Below are 16054 nucleotides of genomic sequence, written 5' to 3' on the forward strand. Positions count from 1 at the left end.
CCTCAGTGTGAAATCCGTGCAATAAGTGGCCAGTCGCGCCCAGATTCCTAGCGGCGGCGGCCCGTGCCGAAGATGCTGCGGGTGATCTCCCGGCCGATCACGGTGCCCGCCGAGCGCATGGCGCTCTTGAACGCTGAACTCTTGATCACCTGCTGCAGGAGGCCGGGCTCTTCGGGCTGCGCGGGCGCGGGCATCGGCTCGATGTCACCCGAGGCCTCGACGCCGCCGAAACCACCCGGATCATCGGGGGCCGCCGCAGGAGGCGGGGCCAGCTTGGCCGCCAACCGCTCATAGGCCGAATCACGGTCCACGGTCTGGCCATACGTGGCCTGCAGTGGGCTGGCCTTGGCAGCCGCGGTGATCGCGTCATTACCGATCGTGTCCATCAACGACCGCGGCGCGCGCATCCGGGTCCAGGCCACCGGCGTCGGCGCGCCCTTCTCCGAGAGCACGGTGACAACCGCCTCGCCGATACCCAGCGACGTCAACGCCTTCTCCAGGTCGTAGACATCGGTCTTCGGGTAGGTGCGCACCGTCTTCGACAGCGCCTTCTGGTCGTCAGGAGTGAAGGCGCGCAACGCATGCTGCACGCGCGCACCCAGCTGCGACAGCACCTCGTTGGGCACATCGGTGGGCAACTGCGTGCAGAAGAACACGCCGACGCCCTTGGAGCGGATGAGCTTGACGGTCTGCTCGACCTGTTCCAGGAAGGCCTTGGACGCGTCGGTGAACAGCAGGTGCGCCTCGTCGAAGATGAAGACCAATTTGGGCTTGTCGATGTCGCCGACCTCGGGCAGCGTCGTGAACAGGTCGGCCAGCACCCACATCAGGAACGTGGAGAACATCACCGGCCGCGCGGCCTGTGCCCCCAGCTCCAGCAGGCTGATGATGCCCCGTCCCTCGGGATCGGTGCGGAGCAGATCCTTGGGTTCGAGCTCGGGTTCGCCGAAGAACAAGTCGGCGCCCTCGGCCTCCAGGTTGACCAGGGCCCGCAGGATGACGCCTGCCGTCGTGGTCGACACCGCGCCCAGCGCCTTGAGCTCGGGCTTGCCCTCGTCACTGGTGAGGAACTGGATCACCGAACGCAGGTCCTTGATGTCCAGCAGAGGCAGGCCCTTCTGATCGGCCCAATGGAAGATCAGACCCAGGGTGGATTCCTGGGTGTTGTTGAGCCCCAACACCTTCGACAACAGGATAGGCCCGAAGCTGGTGATCGTGGCGCGCACCGGCACCCCGATGCCGTCGGTGCCCAGCGAGAGGAACTCCACCGGGAAGGCGGTCGGCGTCCAAGTGTCGCCGGTGTCCTTGGCCCGTTGATCGACCTTCTCGTTGGTCTCTCCGGGCTTGGACAACCCCGAAAGGTCCCCCTTCACGTCGGCCATCACGACCGGGACGCCCGCAGCCGACAGCTGCTCGGCGATCACCTGCAGCGTCTTGGTCTTGCCGGTGCCTGTGGCACCGGCGATCAACCCGTGCCGGTTGACTGTGGCCAACGGAATGCGGACCCGTGCTGTCGGGTCGACGGTGCCGCCGGTGTCGCCGGGGACGAAAACCGACCCCAGTTCCAGTGCCTGGCCTTCGACTGCGTAACCGGCAGCGATCTGCTGCGCGGGGGTGGCTGTCGATTCGGTGGTCATGCCGCGGTCCTCCCAGTTTTCGCGAACGAGCCAATCGGGGTCTGACACTACTTGCCGGACGGCGCGCACGGTGGGTGTGACAGCTCGTCGTCCGGCATGGGAATAATGTGGAGCTTCGTGCGAGACGAACTGGTATGGATCGACTGCGAGATGACCGGCCTGGACCTCAAGTCCGATCGCCTGATCGAGATTGCGGTTCTGGTTACCGACGCGGACCTGAACATCCTCGGTGACGGCCTGGACGTGGTCATACACACCGACGACGAGGCGCTGTCCTCCATGGTCGACGTGGTCAAACAGATGCACACCCGGTCCGGGCTGATCGAAGAAGTCCGAGCATCGACGGTCGATGTGGCCACCGCCGAAGAGATGGTGCTCGACTACATCCGCGGGCACGTCAAAACAGCCAAGGCCGCTCCCCTGGCAGGCAACTCGATCGCCACCGATCGCGGCTTCATCGCCCGCGACATGGCCAAACTCGACGATTACCTGCACTATCGGATGATCGACGTCAGCTCGATCAAGGAGCTGTGCCGGCGCTGGTACCCCCGCATCTACTTCGGCCAGCCCGAGAAGGGGCTCGCGCACCGCGCCCTGGCGGACATCCACGAGTCGATCCGTGAGTTGAAGTACTACCGCTCGACTGCGTTCGTCCCCCAGCCCGGGCCGTCTACCAGCGATATTGCCGCCATCGCGGCCGAGCTCGGCCCGCCGAACGGCGACGCGACCGAAACCGATTCGGCGGTACAGCACCCGAGCAGTTAGTATCTACGAGCCGCATATGCCGAAAGGCGCGCGGCGATGGTGGCTGTAGTTCAGTTGGTAGAGCACCAGGTTGTGATCCTGGCTGTCGCGGGTTCGAGTCCCGTCAGCCACCCCGATAGCGGGAACGCCGTCTGCGCAAGCAGACGGCGTTCCTCGTTTCAGGCCGTCATACGCGCGCGACGTCCTGTTTCATTCACTGTTCGGACCCGCTGGGTGCGGCTCAGCCGGGATACTCGGTGGCGCCGAGGGCGACGTCGAAGTTCCCCAACCCATGACGGGCGAGACCCATGAGAACCAGGCCCGTTCCCTCCAGCCAGTGCGCCACGTTCAACCCGCCGACGTCCAACGGGCGCAGATCGAGACTCGCGACGAACTCCGCTACGCGCGCCTTGGCCTGCGCATCGTCGCCGGCGAAGAACACATCTGGCGTCCGGCCCTTCTCCAAGACATGACCGAAGACGGTGTTGAATGCCTTCACCACGCGGGCGCCGGCCGGGGCTGCCTTGGCGACTTCCTGTGCGATCGAGGTGTCATCGGGGATGGCGAGCCCGTCGGCCGCGGCGTTGAAGGGGTTGCTGATATCGACGATGACTTTGTCCGCCAAGGCGTTTCCGTACCCAATGACGACCGGAACGACATCGGCGTATCTCAGTGCCACGATGACGATGTCCCCGGCCGGGACGGCGCCGAACTCTCCTGTCGTGACGCTGCTGCCGAGCGCTTTGGCCAGGTCGGCAGCCTTGGACGCGTCGCGGCCGATAATCTCAACGCTGTTGCCGCCCGCTACCGCCAGCGCGCCGATCGCGCGGGCCATGTTCCCGGTGCCGATGATGCTGATGTTGCCCATAAGGGTCCCTGTTCTCGTTTGAATAAAGGTTTGACGCTTCTACCATGCGCGGATTTTTCTGTGCGCCAATCAATCTGGTGGTGTGCTGATGAAACCGGGCCGTGCGCCCGGCGGGCACGACCTTGGCCGGTACTCCCCGTTCGTGAGGAGCTTCCAGGGCTGCATACCGAGGAGACCGGCAAGGTGGCCCTGCATCTGGACGCCGGACGGCAGCGGACGCCACCAGATGGTCACCTCGGCGATCTTTCCGTCAGCGTCGAGCAGGATGTAGTCCATCCCGTTGACCACGGCGTCTTCGATCTGCAGCCGGAAGTACGCGGCGTGGTGCGTGTCGCCGCTGAGGACTTCTTTGTAGGTGAGGTCGGCCGCCACCGTGCCGACCGTCCGGATGGCTTGGAGGACTGCCTCGCGGCCGGTGAGTGGCTCATCGCCGAGCGGGCCGTACAGCACCACGTCCTTGGCGAGGATTCCGGCAAGAGCGGCTTTGTCTGCGCCGCCGTGCATGCAGTCGACAAAGGACTCCACGGTGTTGCGGTGCGGGGCGAATGTAGTCACGTGGTCGTCGTTCATCAGATCGCTGCGGTGCCGCCGTCGACCACCAACTCCATGCCGTTGACATAGCTCGAGTCGTCCGAAGCGAGGAACAACGCGACCGACGCGATCTCCTCGGGGCGGCCCATCTTTCCCCGTGGGATCAGGGATTCGAACTGCGCCTTCGTCGCCTCGTCGAACAGCTCCTCCTGGATGGGAGTGGCAACCTGGCCGGGGGTCAGCACGTTGACCCGGATGTTCCGGTCCTTCAACTCGGATACCCACACCCGTGCGTAGGCGGGAAGGACGGCCTTGCTCGCCGCGTACACGCTCCACTCGGGGTAGCCCTTGAGCGACGCGTTCGACCCCGTCATGAAGATCGAGCCGCCGTCGTTGAACAACGGCAACGCCTTCTGCACCGTGAACAGCGTGCCGCGCGCGTTCAGCGAGAAGGTGGCATCGAAGTCGTCCTCGGTGATCTCGCCGAGCCTGCCCTGCTTGCCCATCCCGGAGCTGGCCCACAACACGTCGATCGCGCCTTTTTCCCGCTTGACGGTGTCGAACAAGCGATCCAGATCGTCGAGATCGGCGGAATCGCCCTGTACGCCCGTCACGTTCCGCCCGATCAGTTCGACGGCTTGGTCCAGCGCGTCCTTTCGTCGGCCCGAAATGAAAACGTGAGCTCCCTCCTCAACGAACAACTTGGCACCGGCCAGCGCCAGACCACTGGTCGCGCCGGTGATCACCGCGACCTTGCCATCGAGCTTTCCCATGGTCACTCCTCGTCGACTTGTCGATGTTATGTACACCGATCTGATTACTTAACGTATCGGACGGCTGGGCGCATCGCAAGCTATGTACACCGATCTGTACCAAACTGGGCTACTCTGGATGCATGACGGAGTTGGAGAAGGGGCCGCGCGGCTTGCGCCGCGGCAGGGGCGCGCGCGAGCGCATCCTCGGCGCTTCACGACGACTGTTCCGCGATCAGGGCATCAACAGCACCGGCCTGGATCAGCTCTGCGCCGAGGCGCAGGTGTCCAAACGCACGTTCTACCAACACTTCTCCAGCAAGGACGAGCTGATCGCCGAACACCTACGCCGATTCGATCCCGACGTCCTGCCCGAAGTCTTCGACCGCACCGACCTCACGCCCCGCGAGCGGCTCCTCACCGTCTTCGACATTCACGGGCCGCTGTGCCCGTTCATCGCGGCGGCCGTCGAACTGCACGACGCGGACCACCCGGCGCGCGTACACGCCCGCGACTACAAGCAAGCCTTTGCCGCGCGGCTCACCGAGACCGCGCGGGAGGCCGGCGCCACCGACCCCGAACAACTCGGCGAACAACTGGCGCTGCTCCTCGATGGCGCCTCGGCCCGCAACAGAGTCCTCAACACCGAAACTTTCGCCACTGCCGCCGCCATCGCAGCCGTCCTCATCGACAACGCCATCCCCATCCATCGGCCGTGAGGATTTCAGCTCCATCCAAGCCCTCAGGTGAGGATCTACTCCGCTCAGGTCTTCGAGTCCGGCTCCCAGGTTGACGGCAACATCGGCACCGTCGGGCCATCACCGAAACCGGCGCCGCGCAACGTCGTCAGTCCCCCCGTTGCCGCGTCCGCCTTGTCGCGCACACCGGAAAAGCCCAGCGGTCCCGCGCCCCGGTCCGACGCTGTCGGCACCGAATCCGGTGCGGAGCCTGATTGCGGATCAGCTTCGAGGTCCATGTACTCGTTGCCATGGCCTCTGTCTCGCATCCCGGCGCGGCGACGTCGGCGGGCCCGTGCCTCGCGGACTTGTTCTCCGGCTCCGGCTACCGCGAGATCGGGCGCCGAGGCATTCTTCTTGGCGGTGGCAGTCGCGTTGGTCCGTGCCGCGGCGGGAACAACGACGCCAGGAGCGCCGATCAGATACGGCGGGAAGAATCCCGGACCGCCACCGGGGGCGGCCGATGGCCCTGGACCCGAAGCGACGGTTGCGGTCGCTGACGCCCCGGTCGACGGGACCGTTGGGGCCGACGGGGCAGTCGGAGCCGGTGGGCCAGCGGACGCCGTCGATGTACCCCCGGCCGCCGGCCAGGACTCGGGTTCGGCGCCGGCCGGGATCTCGGCGATACCGGGTACGGCCGGTTGGATCGCGGCCAGGCCCGCGATCGCCCACCCCAGGTTGGCCGTCACGATGCCCAGGGCCGGCTGAATCAGGGCCGGGGATAACTGGACAACGACCTGCAGCAACTGCGCCGCGTGAAAAGCCATGTCTGCCAATACCATCGGCAGGTTGGTCAACAACGCAGCCGGGTCATTCAGCAGGTTGTCGATCAGGAGATGAATGTTCTCGATCTGCTCGTGGCCGACCTCCAACCACCACCGGGGGTCGAGTGGGCTCAGGTCTCCGTGTCCATGGTCGTCGTCATGGCCATGGTCGTGATCGCCATGGTCGTGATCGCCGTGGTCGTGATCCTCATGGTCGTGATCGTGCTCGCTGTGCAGAATCCTCGGTGCCGCCGGAGTGGACGGGGCGGACGCTACCGCAACGTCTGACACGCCTTGATAGCCCTCCATCGTGACGGCGGCCAGGATCCACATCCGCACATAATCAGCCTCGTTCAGCGCGATCGGAATGGTGTTGATGCCAAAGAAATTGGTAGACAACAAGATTGCGTTCCTGGCATGGTTGGCGGCCAGCTCTGCCAGGGTGGGCATCGCCGCCAGGGCCGTGGCGTACGCGGCCGCCGCGGTTTCATGCCGGGCAGCGATCTCCGCGCTGTCGGCGCTGGCCCGATACAGCCATGCCAGGTACGAAAGATGGGCGGCGACGTACCTTTCGGCACTCGGGCCCTGCCACGCGCCCGCCTGGACCCCACCGAGCACCATGGCGAGTTCTCCTGCCACCGCGGCATATTCGATGCTCAACGATGACCACGCTCCGGCAGCGGTCAGCAGCGGGCCCGGACCGGGGCCGCCGGTCAACAACGCGGAATGCACCTCAGGCGGCGAGGCCATCCATACCGCGACCATGCGAAACCCTCCCTGTAGACCGTCTACCTGAAGGGTCCAAGCTATTGAATATGATTGTCATTATCAATGAATCATTGGCAACTCATAGAAAGGCCGTCCGGAAGCAGCTCCAGGTTCCGCGGCATCGCCACAGCACCGTACCGAGAGCAGCGAGGTACGCCATGGGTCGCTAAATGTCTTGTGGCCGAACAGTCCTCACGGCCTGGGAGGTGTCGCGGCGGCGGGATTCACCGGCCGCGGAATTGACTCGCGGACTATTCCGCGGAGTTGGCCCGCCGCTTGATCCGCGGTGCCAGTTGCACGATCTCGGGCACCACGGTCGGATTCTCGTAAGCCGTGGTCACCAGCGACACCAGGGTGTTGGCGACGTCGCGCAAGGCCGACATCCGGGCCGGCAACGCCCCCTGGGCCACCCACGTCTTGAGCAGCTGGTCCAGCAGGTCGCGGTCGGCGCCGCGCAAGATCTCGGTGTCGTCGGTCGGGCCGATGCCCACCCGGATCAGCGACAGCTCCGGATGCTCGCTGCGCCAGGAATGCAGGATCTCATCGAGGGCGGCCTTGCTCGCGCTGTAGGCCGCCACCCCGGCCCGCGGACGGCCCACGTCATGGCTGGACGCGACCAGGATCACGCCGTTCTCGGACAGCCGCGGAACCGCCGCCCGCAGCACGTTGTTGGCACCGACCGTGTTGACGCTGAATGCGTGCAGCCAGGTGGCCACATCGGTGTCCTCGATATGGGCGAAGGGAATCACTGTGCTGGTGAACACGACCGCATCCAGACCGCCCAGCGCATCGGCCGCGTCGTTGACGACTTGGTTGATGACGGCGAAGTCCTCGACGTCGAGTTCAAAGGCGTATCCGCCGGTGGCCTCGGCCAGGGAATTCAGCAGATCGATGCGGCGGGCGGCCACGGCGACCTTGGCGCCGCGCTCAGTGGCACCGACCGCAACAGCGTGGCCGATACCCGACGAGGCACCGACGACGAGGAGACGCAGTCCGGCTGCATCGGCTCGCTGACCGCTCATTCTCGATCAACCTCCATGGCTCATCTCAAGGTGTTAGGTCACCCTTCGCTCGTCGGACATTACCGCGTGCGATGAGTTCCGGCCGCGCGGTGGGTCCACTTAAGAGAACGAGATTCTCCGCACAGCAGTCAGGAGCACTTCATGACAACAGGAAAACCTCCGATAGTCGACCAGCAGACCTGGCGCAGCAAGCTCGACGACCTACGGCGGCGCGAGAAGGCCGCCACCCGCGAGCTGGACGCGATCGCCGCAGAACGGCGGCGACTGCCGATGGTCGAGCTGCCGGAGTACACGCTCATGAGTGGCGATGGCCCGGTGCGCCTGGCCGACGTTTTCGGCGGAAAAACCCAGCTGATCACCTACCACCACATGTGGACCGACGGGGCCGAATGGCAGTGCGGTGGCTGCACGGGTTTCACGTCGCAGTTCACGCGGCTCGACTTCCTCGACAACTACGACGCCCGCTTCGTCATCGTCACCAACGGACCGATCGAGGAAGCGCTGGCCTACCGCGACAAGGTGGGCAACAAGATGGACTGGTACTCGTCGTCGGACAGCTCGTTCGGCACCGACGTCGGCGCCGCGCCCGGCGACGGCTTCGCGGTCAACGTGTTCTTCCGTGACGGCGATTCCGTCTACCGCACCTGGCATACCGACGGCCGTGGCACCGAACAACTCAGCCACTCCTTCGCGCTGATCGACCTGCTGCCGTACGGACGCCAGGAGGAATGGCTCGATTCGCCTGAAGGCTGGCCGTCGCACCCCACATACTCCGGCTGGCTGGACAGCCCGGACATTGCCCGCCTATACGGAAAGGACCCCCGATGACCACATCAACCGACCAGGAACGCTACGTCGTCACCCGCACCATCTCTGCGTCTCCGGCCGAGGTGTTCGCCGTCCTGGCCGACCCGGCCCGGCACTGCGACACCGAACCCAGCGACTGGGTGCGCGACGCGATCGATCCCACACCGATCACCGGTGCCGGCCAGATCTTCGCAATCAACATGTTCCTGCCGGCGGCCGGCGGCCACTATGTCATGCACAACCTGGTCACCGAGTTCGACAAAGACCGGACCATCGCCTGGGTGCCCGGTCAGCTCGATGAGGCCGGACACCATGCACCGGGCGGATGGAGCTGGCGCTACGACCTGACCCCCAACGGCGAGCAGACCGACGTGACGATCACCTATGACTGGACCGATACCCCGCAGAGCTTCCGCGACCAGGTCGGCGGGATGCCTCCGTTCGGCACTGATTACATCGCTGAATCGCTTGCGGCACTGGATCGCTCGGTGAAGTAACGGATATCAGGTGCTGGCGTTGCCGGTGCGCCACTGCTCCCAGGGGATGTTCCAGTCCCCCAGGCCTTCGGTGCCCGGCAGCACCGCCCCCACGGTGTTGACCACCTCGACGATGTCGCCGCGCTTGGTGTTCTCGTAGAACCAGCGGGCATTGGCCGTGCTGACGTTGAGGCAACCGTGGCTGACGTTGCTGTAGCCCTGGCTACCGACCGACCACGGGGCCCCGTGTACATAGATGCCGCTGTAGGACATCTGGGTCGCGAAGTCGACTTCGGTGCGATAACCGTTGGGCGAGTTGACAGGTACGCCGTAGGTCGACGAATCCATCACCAGATGGTCGAACCGTTCACCGATGATGTACACGCCGTTGTTGGTCGGAGAACTGTTCTTGCCCATCGAGATCGGCATCGCCTTGACGACCTCGCCATTGCGCCGGACGGTCAGCGTCTTGGTGGTGTCGTCGGCGGACGCGATCACCTCATCGCCGATTGTGAAGTGGGTTGTGACGTTGCCCTGGCCGAACAAGCCGTCACCCAACTCGACACCGTAGGTGTTGACGGTCACGTCCACCGAGGTGCCGGGCTTCCAGTATTTGGCTGGGCGCCAACGCACCTCGCGATTGTTGAGCCAGTAGAAGGCGCCTTCGACGGATGGAGTGGTCTTGACCGTGATGGCCCGTTGAGCCGCCACACGATCGGTGATGTTCTCGTCGAAGCGGACGGCGATGGGCTGACCGACCCCGACCACTTCCCCGTCGTTGGGCAGGACGTAGGGCATGGTCAGGTTTGCCGGCGAGTGCGTCTCGAACCGCAGGCGGCGGTTGGCCACACCACCGAGCCCCAGCGACTGCGCGTTGAGCGTGTACTGCTCGTTGTAGTCGAGTGGGTCGGTGCTCGACCAGGTCAGCCCGTCGGCACTGAACTTTCCTGCGACGCTGACGCCGTCTTCGTTGGTCATGGTGACACCGCCGAGCACACCGTTCTCTGAGCTCACCGTGACTGGTGCGTCGACGGTCACCCCCACCGCGCCGTCGGTCACCGATGCGTTGACCCTGGGCACCAGCAGGTCGCCGTAAGGGGTGCCCTTGTCGGTGATCACCGGCGGCGGCCCCTGCGTCTCCTGGCCTGTGCACGCCGTCAGGCCCAACATCATCGCGGGCACCATGGCAACCATGGCTCGCCGCATGACATCCCGATACGGACGGGTCACCGTATGGGCCTGCCCCATGTTCGTCCTACCCCTCGCAGGTCGACAGCAAATTTCTGGCAATAGTCTAAGGGTTCTGCGCGACTCCGGCTCGCCAGAATCACGCTCCGCGCCCGCCACCAGCGGATTTCACGGTTGAGCGAAACTCCTGTTATTGTCTCTCACGCGCGCCGTTAGCTCAGTTGGTAGAGCAGCTGACTCTTAATCAGCGGGTCCGGGGTTCGAAACCCTGACGGCGCACCAACCAAAAACCCTGCCTCGGCAGGGTTTTTGCGTTTCATCGTTTGAGTATTACTGCGGCGGTGCATCTATCTGGCTCGGTACCTTTCGGCGAGTCTGTCGCCCACACTGGGTTCAGCCTCTTCCAACAACATCTCCACCGCACCCGCCAGATGGGCGGCCGCATAGCCGTTGTCCCGGTACTGCTCAGTTTTGAAGCGGTCGAGTTCCCTGCGTAGATCCCCAAGGGTTTCATCGCTCACATGCGCCATATGGCTACCTCCAGTCGGTGTGACCACGGCCCACATCCCCGTCTAGAGGTTCGACATGAGCCGTCGGGTGTTGTCAGCGAACCTCGACGATGCGCCCGTCGAGGTCGGCTTTACCGGGGAAAGCGCATGCAGCGATCCTGGCAAACGGAAAATAAGTTAGCTGCAACGCAATACCCCCCTGTCACACGTTCGTCCCGTGTTGCGGCCGAGATCAAGCCCCGGGGCCGACTCCCCTGCCCTGACCCGAAGTCGACCTTAGCTGGACACCTATGCACTAGCAACCGCTTCGGCGAGAAAGAGCCGTTCCCGCCCTGCAATGCAGGGGATTTCAGCTACAGCCATACCGGGGCGCCGAGTTGCACGCGCCAGCTCGGGCTACCAGACGAACCCACGTTTGCCAATCGTTTTTCCCACCAAATCGCGGTGAAGGGCCCTACGCAGCGCCTCACGCCGCATCTGCACCAGCAAACATCAAGCAAACCGCGCCGCTTACCGAGGAGGCTTTCGCGACGGGCCTCGCCGCGCTTGCCGAAGCCGGCCATTGACTTTGCGGTGAACGACCTGGGCGTCGCTCAGATCAGCCCCGTCGATGCCGGTCGATAATGTGCTGATCACTTCGTCGTAACGTGAGCAACTCCGCCAAGAACCAGTCGTTGACGTGCTCGTAAGTTACTGTCTACAATCCAGTATCAGCGCTCTCGCTGGTCAGGCCCAAGAAACCATGTTATTGTCAAGTTAGCTGATTAGTTGAGATTCCATACCCCGTGGCGGTGACGCCGAGATGAGAGGTGTTAGCTGATGGCTGCCATAGGTGGCGTCGACCCCACAGCTGATTCGACCTCTGCATTTGTTGCTGCGAATCAGCCCGTCATGGTGTATAGCTGCAGCCGGCTCGGCCGCATCGCCAATCCCCCGAGTTTCTCGTTGGCGGACTGGCTCCTGTTCCGCCGCCGCTGAGCGGCGTATCGGCCTGCGCGCTGAGCGGCGTATCGGCCTGCGCGCTGAGCGGCGTATCCGACCGCGCTGGAGCGGCGGTCAGCCTTCAGCGCCGCTTGATCCGCCGAATGACCACGACCACCACCAGCACACCCGCGCCGGCCAATGACGCGGTCACGGCCGGCTTCTTGATGAAGCCGATCACCGCCGACCTGAAATCGTCGGCCAAACGCTGGGGGTTGGCCCGCTCGGCCAGGGAGTCGACCGTCACCGCCAGCTGGTCGCGAGCCTGATCGATGTCCCGCTTGATGCTCTCCGGGTCCCGGTTCGCCACTGTTTGCTCCTCCAAGCCGCTCCACGTCGTGCTGCCCTGCCGCACTACCCTAGATCAGCCGGCGCCACGACGACGGAACCGGTCGACAAGAAGGGATATCCACGCATGCCGCCAACCCCGCGCCTTGAGGTGGGAGACACCGCCCCGGCTTTCAACCTGTCTGATGCAGACGGCAACACCGTCAAGCTTTCCGACTACAAGGGCCGCAAGGTCATCGTCTACTTCTACCCGGCCGCGTCGACGCCCGGATGCACCAAGCAGGCGTGCGATTTCCGCGACAGCCTCACCGAACTCAACGGCGCCGGGCTCGATGTCGTCGGTATCTCCCCTGACAAGCCGGAGAAGCTGGCCAAGTTCCGTGACAAGGAAGAGCTGACCTTCCCGTTGCTGTCGGATCCCGATCGTGAAGTGCTGACGGCCTGGGGCGCGTTCGGTGAGAAGACCATGTACGGCAAGACCGTTCAGGGCGTGATCCGCTCGACGTTCGTGGTCGACGAAAAGGGCAAGATCGCCGTCGCGCAGTACAACGTGCGGGCCACCGGTCACGTCGCCAAATTGCGTCGCGACCTCTCGGTCTGACTACCGGGCCAACTGCCCCAGCTTCTCCAGCAGCAGCGCCTCCGACTTGGCCGCGCGCTCAAGCACTCCCAGGTGCAGACTCTCGTTCACGCTGTGTGCCTGAGTGCCGGGATCCTCGACTCCGGTCACCAGGATCGTGGCTGCCGGAAAGGCTTCGGCGAACTCGGCGATGAACGGGATCGATCCACCCATGCCCATGTCCACCGGATCGGTCCCCCAGGCGGTCCGGAATGCCGAACGCGCCGCGTCGTACACCGCGCCGGAGGCGTCGATGGCGTAGGGCTGGCCGACGTCGCCCGGCGTTACGGTGACCCGGGCACCCCAGGGAACATGGTCTTCGAGATGGCGGGTCAGTGCCGCCAGATGAGCGTGGGCGTCACCGCCGGGCGCCACGCGCATGCTGATCTTGGCGCGGGCCCGTGGGATCAGCGTGTTGGACGACTTGTCGATGGGCGTGGTGTCGATGCCGATGACGGTGATCGCGGGTTTGGCCCACATGCGTTGAACCACTGAGCCGGAACCGATTTCGGACACGCCATCCAACAGGCCGGACTCTTGCCGAACCCAGCCGGCACCGCGGTCCACATCGGCGGCGGTGGCCTCGTGCAGACCGGCGACTGCGACGTTGCCCTCGTCGTCGTGCAGGCTGGCCAGTAGCCGCACCAACACACTCAACGCATCCGGGACCACCCCTCCCCACAGCCCCGAGTGCAGCCCGTGATCCAGAGTGGCCACCTCGACTACGCAGTCGGCCAGGCCGCGCAGGGTCACGGTCAGGGCCGGGATGTCGGTGCTCCAGTTGTCGGAGTCGGCGATGACGATGACATCGGCGGCCAGCGCATCATGATGAGCACCCAGCAGTGCCGCTAATGATGGCGACCCGGATTCCTCCTCGCCTTCGACGAACACCGTCACGCCCACCGGGGGTTTACCGTCGAACGCCCGCACTGCGGCCAGATGCGTTGCGATACCAGCCTTGTCGTCGGCGGTACCGCGGCCGTACAGCCTGCCGTCCCGTTCGGTGGGTTCGAACGGCGCCGAGTCCCACTGGGAAGGATCGCCTTCGGGCTGCACGTCGTGATGGGCGTACAGCAGCACGGTTGGCGCGCCTGCCGGCGCCGGGTAGTGCGCGATGACGGCTGGGGCGCCGCCTTCGCTGACGATGCGGACTTCGGGAAAACCGGTTTCCGACAGCAGCTTTGCGACGGCTTCGGCGCTGCGGTGCACTTCATCGCGCCGGGACGGGTCGGCCCACACCGACTGGATGCGCACCAGATCCTCCAGATCGGACCGCACCGACGGCAACACCTGCTGCACCCGCGCCACTACGTCACTCATGGTGTCGAGACTAGCTGTTGCGGGATTGCGACGTTGGTGACCGCTTCGCTCCTGTGCCTTGCGCTTCCGCTCGTCGATCACAACGCGTGCCCGTTGCGGGAAGCGGAATTTTATGGCCGCCGTGGCGGGTGGTTAGCGTCGGATTCATGCAGTGGAATTTTCAATCGGCCGGCCAGTTGGCGGTCGCGTTGCGCGCCGGTGACGTGTCCTCGGTGGAACTGACCGAGGCGGCGATCGCCGGTATCGAGCGGGACGACGCGGCGATCAACGCGATCTGTGTGCCGGATTTCGATCGTGCGCGGGAGGCTGCGCGGCGCGCCGACCAGGCGCGGGCACGGGGTGAGGATCAGGCGCTGCTCGGTATTCCGGTGACGATCAAGGAGTCCTACAACATGGCCGGGTTGCCGACGACCTGGGGCATACCGCAGCACCGAGAGTTCATGCCGGCCGAAGACGCGGTGCAGGTGTCGCGGCTGAAAGCGGCTGGCGCTGTGGTGTTGGGGAAGACGAACGTGCCGTTCGGACTGCAAGACGTGCAGACCTTCAACGCGATCTACGGCACCACCAACAATCCGTGGGAACACGGTCGGACGTCGGGCGGATCCTCCGGTGGATCCGCGGCCGCCCTGGCGTCCGGGTTCGGTGCCCTCTCCATCGGCTCCGACCTCGCCGGCTCGCTACGCACCCCCGCGCATTTCTGCGGCATCTACGCGCACAAGCCAACTCTCGGGCTCGCCGCGATGCGCGGTATGGCCCCGCCGCCCGCGCCGGCCTTGCCGACCGAGGCCGACCTCGCTGTCGTCGGTCCGATGGCGCGCACCGCCGGCGACCTCGCACTCCTGCTCGACGTGATGGCCGGACCCGACCCGCTGACGCTGGGCGTTGCGCACACGGTGACGCTGCCGCCACCGCGCCACCAGGCACTCGGCGGCTTCCGGGTCCTGGTCCTCGAAGACCATCCCTTCATCGCCACCAGCGCCGCGGTCAGAGCGGGCGTGAACCGGGTGGCTGACGCCCTGGTGTCCCGTGGCAGCCACGTCGAACGACACAGTCCGCTGCTGCCCGATCTGGCCGAAGCCGCGACGCTCTACACCCAGTTGCTGTTTTCCGGCTCGGTGGCGCGATTCCCGGTCGACGCATACGAACAACTGCGGATCCGCGCCGCCGGTCTGAGCCCAGACGATCAGAGTCTCGACGCCGCGCGGCTGCGCGGGATGGCGCTGAGCCACCGCGACTGGATCGAGCTGAACAACCGTCGCGAGCTCCACCGCCACGGCTGGCGGCAACTGTTCGGCCAGTTCGATGCTGTGGTGTGTCCGATCACGCCGACTCCCGCGTTCGGCCACGACCACAACCCAGACCTGCTGGAACGCCGACTCGACATCGACGGCGTGGAGTACCCGTACTTCGACCAGCTCGTCTGGGCCGGTCTGGCGACGATGCCCGGCCTGCCCGCCACCGCCATACCTGCGGGGCAATCCGCCGAGGGATTGCCGGTAGGAGTGCAGCTCATCGGTCCGATGTTCGAGGACCGCACCCCGCTGCGGCTGGCCGAGCTGCTCGAACAACGGATCGGCGGCTTCCAACCCCCGACCTAACGGGTCAGCCGGCTGACCGAACGGTCAGAGCTCCTCGATGATCGCCACCGCAGCAGCGGTATCGGCCTCGTGAGTGAGCGAGACGTGAATGGTCACGGTCTCGAGGTGCTTGGCGATCTCGCCGGACAACCGCACCTTGGGCCGACCCCACATGTCGGTGACCACCTCGATGTCGCGGTGGATTCCCTCCGGCAGGGCCGGCCGCTTCGAAAACCGTGAACTCGACCAGGCTTTGATCACAGCTTCCTTGGCCGCCCACCGGGCCGCCAGGTGCCGGGCCGCCGACGAACTCTTGTCCGCGGCGTCCCGGCGCTCACCTGGCGTGAACGTCTCGGCGAATACCGTCCCTGGCCGGTCTACCTGTTCGGCGAATTCAGGTATGGAAACCAGATCGATGCCTACTCCCACAATCGCCATGGAAGCGAACCTAGCTCACCTCTGCCTG

At 65.1% G+C, this 16054-nt stretch carries 17 protein-coding genes and 2 tRNA genes; 8 read left to right on the forward strand and 11 right to left on the reverse strand.

Translation table 11 applies throughout. From position 1 onward, the window contains the following. Positions 1-47: 47 nt before the first annotated feature. Positions 48-1637: a helicase HerA-like domain-containing protein gene (locus QQ25_RS21430; RefSeq protein ID WP_039322511.1), complete on the reverse strand. Its 1590-nt coding sequence runs from the start codon at positions 1635-1637 to the stop codon at positions 48-50. A gap of 117 nt (positions 1638-1754) precedes the next feature. Between QQ25_RS21430 and orn the strand changes: the two genes are divergently transcribed. Next, the gene (gene orn / locus QQ25_RS21435) at positions 1755-2402 is read left to right on the forward strand and encodes an oligoribonuclease (RefSeq protein ID WP_039323177.1); all 648 of its coding nucleotides are present in this window, start codon (positions 1755-1757) and stop codon (positions 2400-2402) included. Positions 2403-2441: 39 nt separating this feature from the next. Further along, positions 2442-2514: transfer RNA gene (locus QQ25_RS21440), tRNA-His, on the forward strand. A gap of 108 nt (positions 2515-2622) precedes the next feature. Here the strand turns inward: QQ25_RS21440 and QQ25_RS21445 are convergent. The 3 genes from QQ25_RS21445 to QQ25_RS21455 form a co-directional block, all read right to left on the reverse strand. After that, positions 2623-3249 (reverse strand): NADPH-dependent F420 reductase, encoded by a 627-nt coding sequence (locus tag QQ25_RS21445; RefSeq protein ID WP_039380876.1) that lies wholly within the window; start codon positions 3247-3249, stop codon positions 2623-2625. A 69-nt stretch (positions 3250-3318) separates the two neighbouring features. After that, positions 3319-3804: a nuclear transport factor 2 family protein gene (locus QQ25_RS21450; protein ID WP_110812354.1), complete on the reverse strand. Its 486-nt coding sequence runs from the start codon at positions 3802-3804 to the stop codon at positions 3319-3321. Positions 3805-3818: 14 nt separating this feature from the next. Further along, the gene (locus tag QQ25_RS21455) at positions 3819-4553 is read right to left on the reverse strand and encodes an SDR family NAD(P)-dependent oxidoreductase (RefSeq protein ID WP_039380877.1); all 735 of its coding nucleotides are present in this window, start codon (positions 4551-4553) and stop codon (positions 3819-3821) included. Between the two features lie 122 nt (positions 4554-4675). Between QQ25_RS21455 and QQ25_RS21460 the strand changes: the two genes are divergently transcribed. Beyond that, positions 4676-5251, forward strand: coding sequence for a TetR/AcrR family transcriptional regulator (locus QQ25_RS21460; protein WP_039380879.1), 576 nt, complete (start codon positions 4676-4678; stop codon positions 5249-5251). A gap of 44 nt (positions 5252-5295) precedes the next feature. Here QQ25_RS21460 and QQ25_RS21465 read toward each other — a convergent pair whose 3' ends face one another. After that, positions 5296-6798 carry a PPE family protein gene (locus QQ25_RS21465; protein WP_039380880.1) on the reverse strand — a complete coding sequence of 501 codons (1503 nt, stop codon included), beginning with the start codon at positions 6796-6798 and terminating at the stop codon, positions 5296-5298. Positions 6799-7052: 254 nt separating this feature from the next. Continuing rightward, a complete protein-coding gene (locus tag QQ25_RS21470; RefSeq protein ID WP_039380882.1) occupies positions 7053-7823 on the reverse strand; it encodes an SDR family oxidoreductase in 771 nt (256 codons plus the stop codon). Positions 7824-7964: 141 nt separating this feature from the next. Here QQ25_RS21470 and QQ25_RS21475 point away from each other — a divergent pair, with 141 nt between their 5' ends. Further along, positions 7965-8651 (forward strand): DUF899 domain-containing protein, encoded by a 687-nt coding sequence (locus QQ25_RS21475; RefSeq protein WP_039322518.1) that lies wholly within the window; start codon positions 7965-7967, stop codon positions 8649-8651. Further along, complete coding sequence (locus QQ25_RS21480) at positions 8648-9127, forward strand: SRPBCC family protein (RefSeq protein ID WP_039380884.1); 480 nt, start codon at positions 8648-8650, stop codon at positions 9125-9127. Before QQ25_RS21475 ends, QQ25_RS21480 begins: the two co-directional genes overlap by 4 nt. Positions 9128-9133: 6 nt before the next feature. On the opposite strand, the gene QQ25_RS21485 is transcribed toward QQ25_RS21480, so the two are convergent. Beyond that, positions 9134-10354, reverse strand: coding sequence for a L,D-transpeptidase (locus tag QQ25_RS21485; protein WP_039380885.1), 1221 nt, complete (start codon positions 10352-10354; stop codon positions 9134-9136). 146 nt (positions 10355-10500) lie between these two features. On the opposite strand from QQ25_RS21485, the gene QQ25_RS21490 reads away from it, so the two are divergent. Continuing rightward, a tRNA-Lys gene (locus QQ25_RS21490) sits at positions 10501-10576 on the forward strand. 65 nt (positions 10577-10641) lie between these two features. Here QQ25_RS21490 and QQ25_RS21495 read toward each other — a convergent pair. Next, positions 10642-10824 carry a hypothetical protein gene (locus QQ25_RS21495; protein WP_039322526.1) on the reverse strand — a complete coding sequence of 61 codons (183 nt, stop codon included), beginning with the start codon at positions 10822-10824 and terminating at the stop codon, positions 10642-10644. Between the two features lie 1042 nt (positions 10825-11866). Next, a complete protein-coding gene (locus tag QQ25_RS21500) occupies positions 11867-12094 on the reverse strand; it encodes a DUF3618 domain-containing protein (RefSeq protein WP_039323179.1) in 228 nt (75 codons plus the stop codon). 105 nt (positions 12095-12199) lie between these two features. Here QQ25_RS21500 and bcp point away from each other — a divergent pair, with 105 nt between their 5' ends. After that, a complete protein-coding gene (gene bcp, locus QQ25_RS21505) occupies positions 12200-12673 on the forward strand; it encodes a thioredoxin-dependent thiol peroxidase (protein WP_039380887.1) in 474 nt (157 codons plus the stop codon). On the opposite strand, the gene QQ25_RS21510 is transcribed toward bcp, so the two are convergent. Continuing rightward, positions 12674-14011 (reverse strand): dipeptidase, encoded by a 1338-nt coding sequence (locus QQ25_RS21510; protein ID WP_039380888.1) that lies wholly within the window; start codon positions 14009-14011, stop codon positions 12674-12676. It lies immediately after the preceding gene. A 146-nt stretch (positions 14012-14157) separates the two neighbouring features. On the opposite strand from QQ25_RS21510, the gene QQ25_RS21515 reads away from it, so the two are divergent. Then, on the forward strand, positions 14158-15609 hold the full coding sequence (locus tag QQ25_RS21515) for an amidase (protein WP_039380890.1): 1452 nt from the start codon (positions 14158-14160) through the stop codon (positions 15607-15609). A 24-nt stretch (positions 15610-15633) separates the two neighbouring features. Here QQ25_RS21515 and acpS read toward each other — a convergent pair whose 3' ends face one another. Then, positions 15634-16026 (reverse strand): holo-ACP synthase AcpS, encoded by a 393-nt coding sequence (acpS, locus tag QQ25_RS21520; protein WP_029110067.1) that lies wholly within the window; start codon positions 16024-16026, stop codon positions 15634-15636. Positions 16027-16054 lie beyond the last annotated feature (28 nt).

Source organism: Mycolicibacterium setense, from assembly GCF_000805385.1.
GTDB lineage: Bacteria > Actinomycetota > Actinomycetes > Mycobacteriales > Mycobacteriaceae > Mycobacterium > Mycobacterium setense.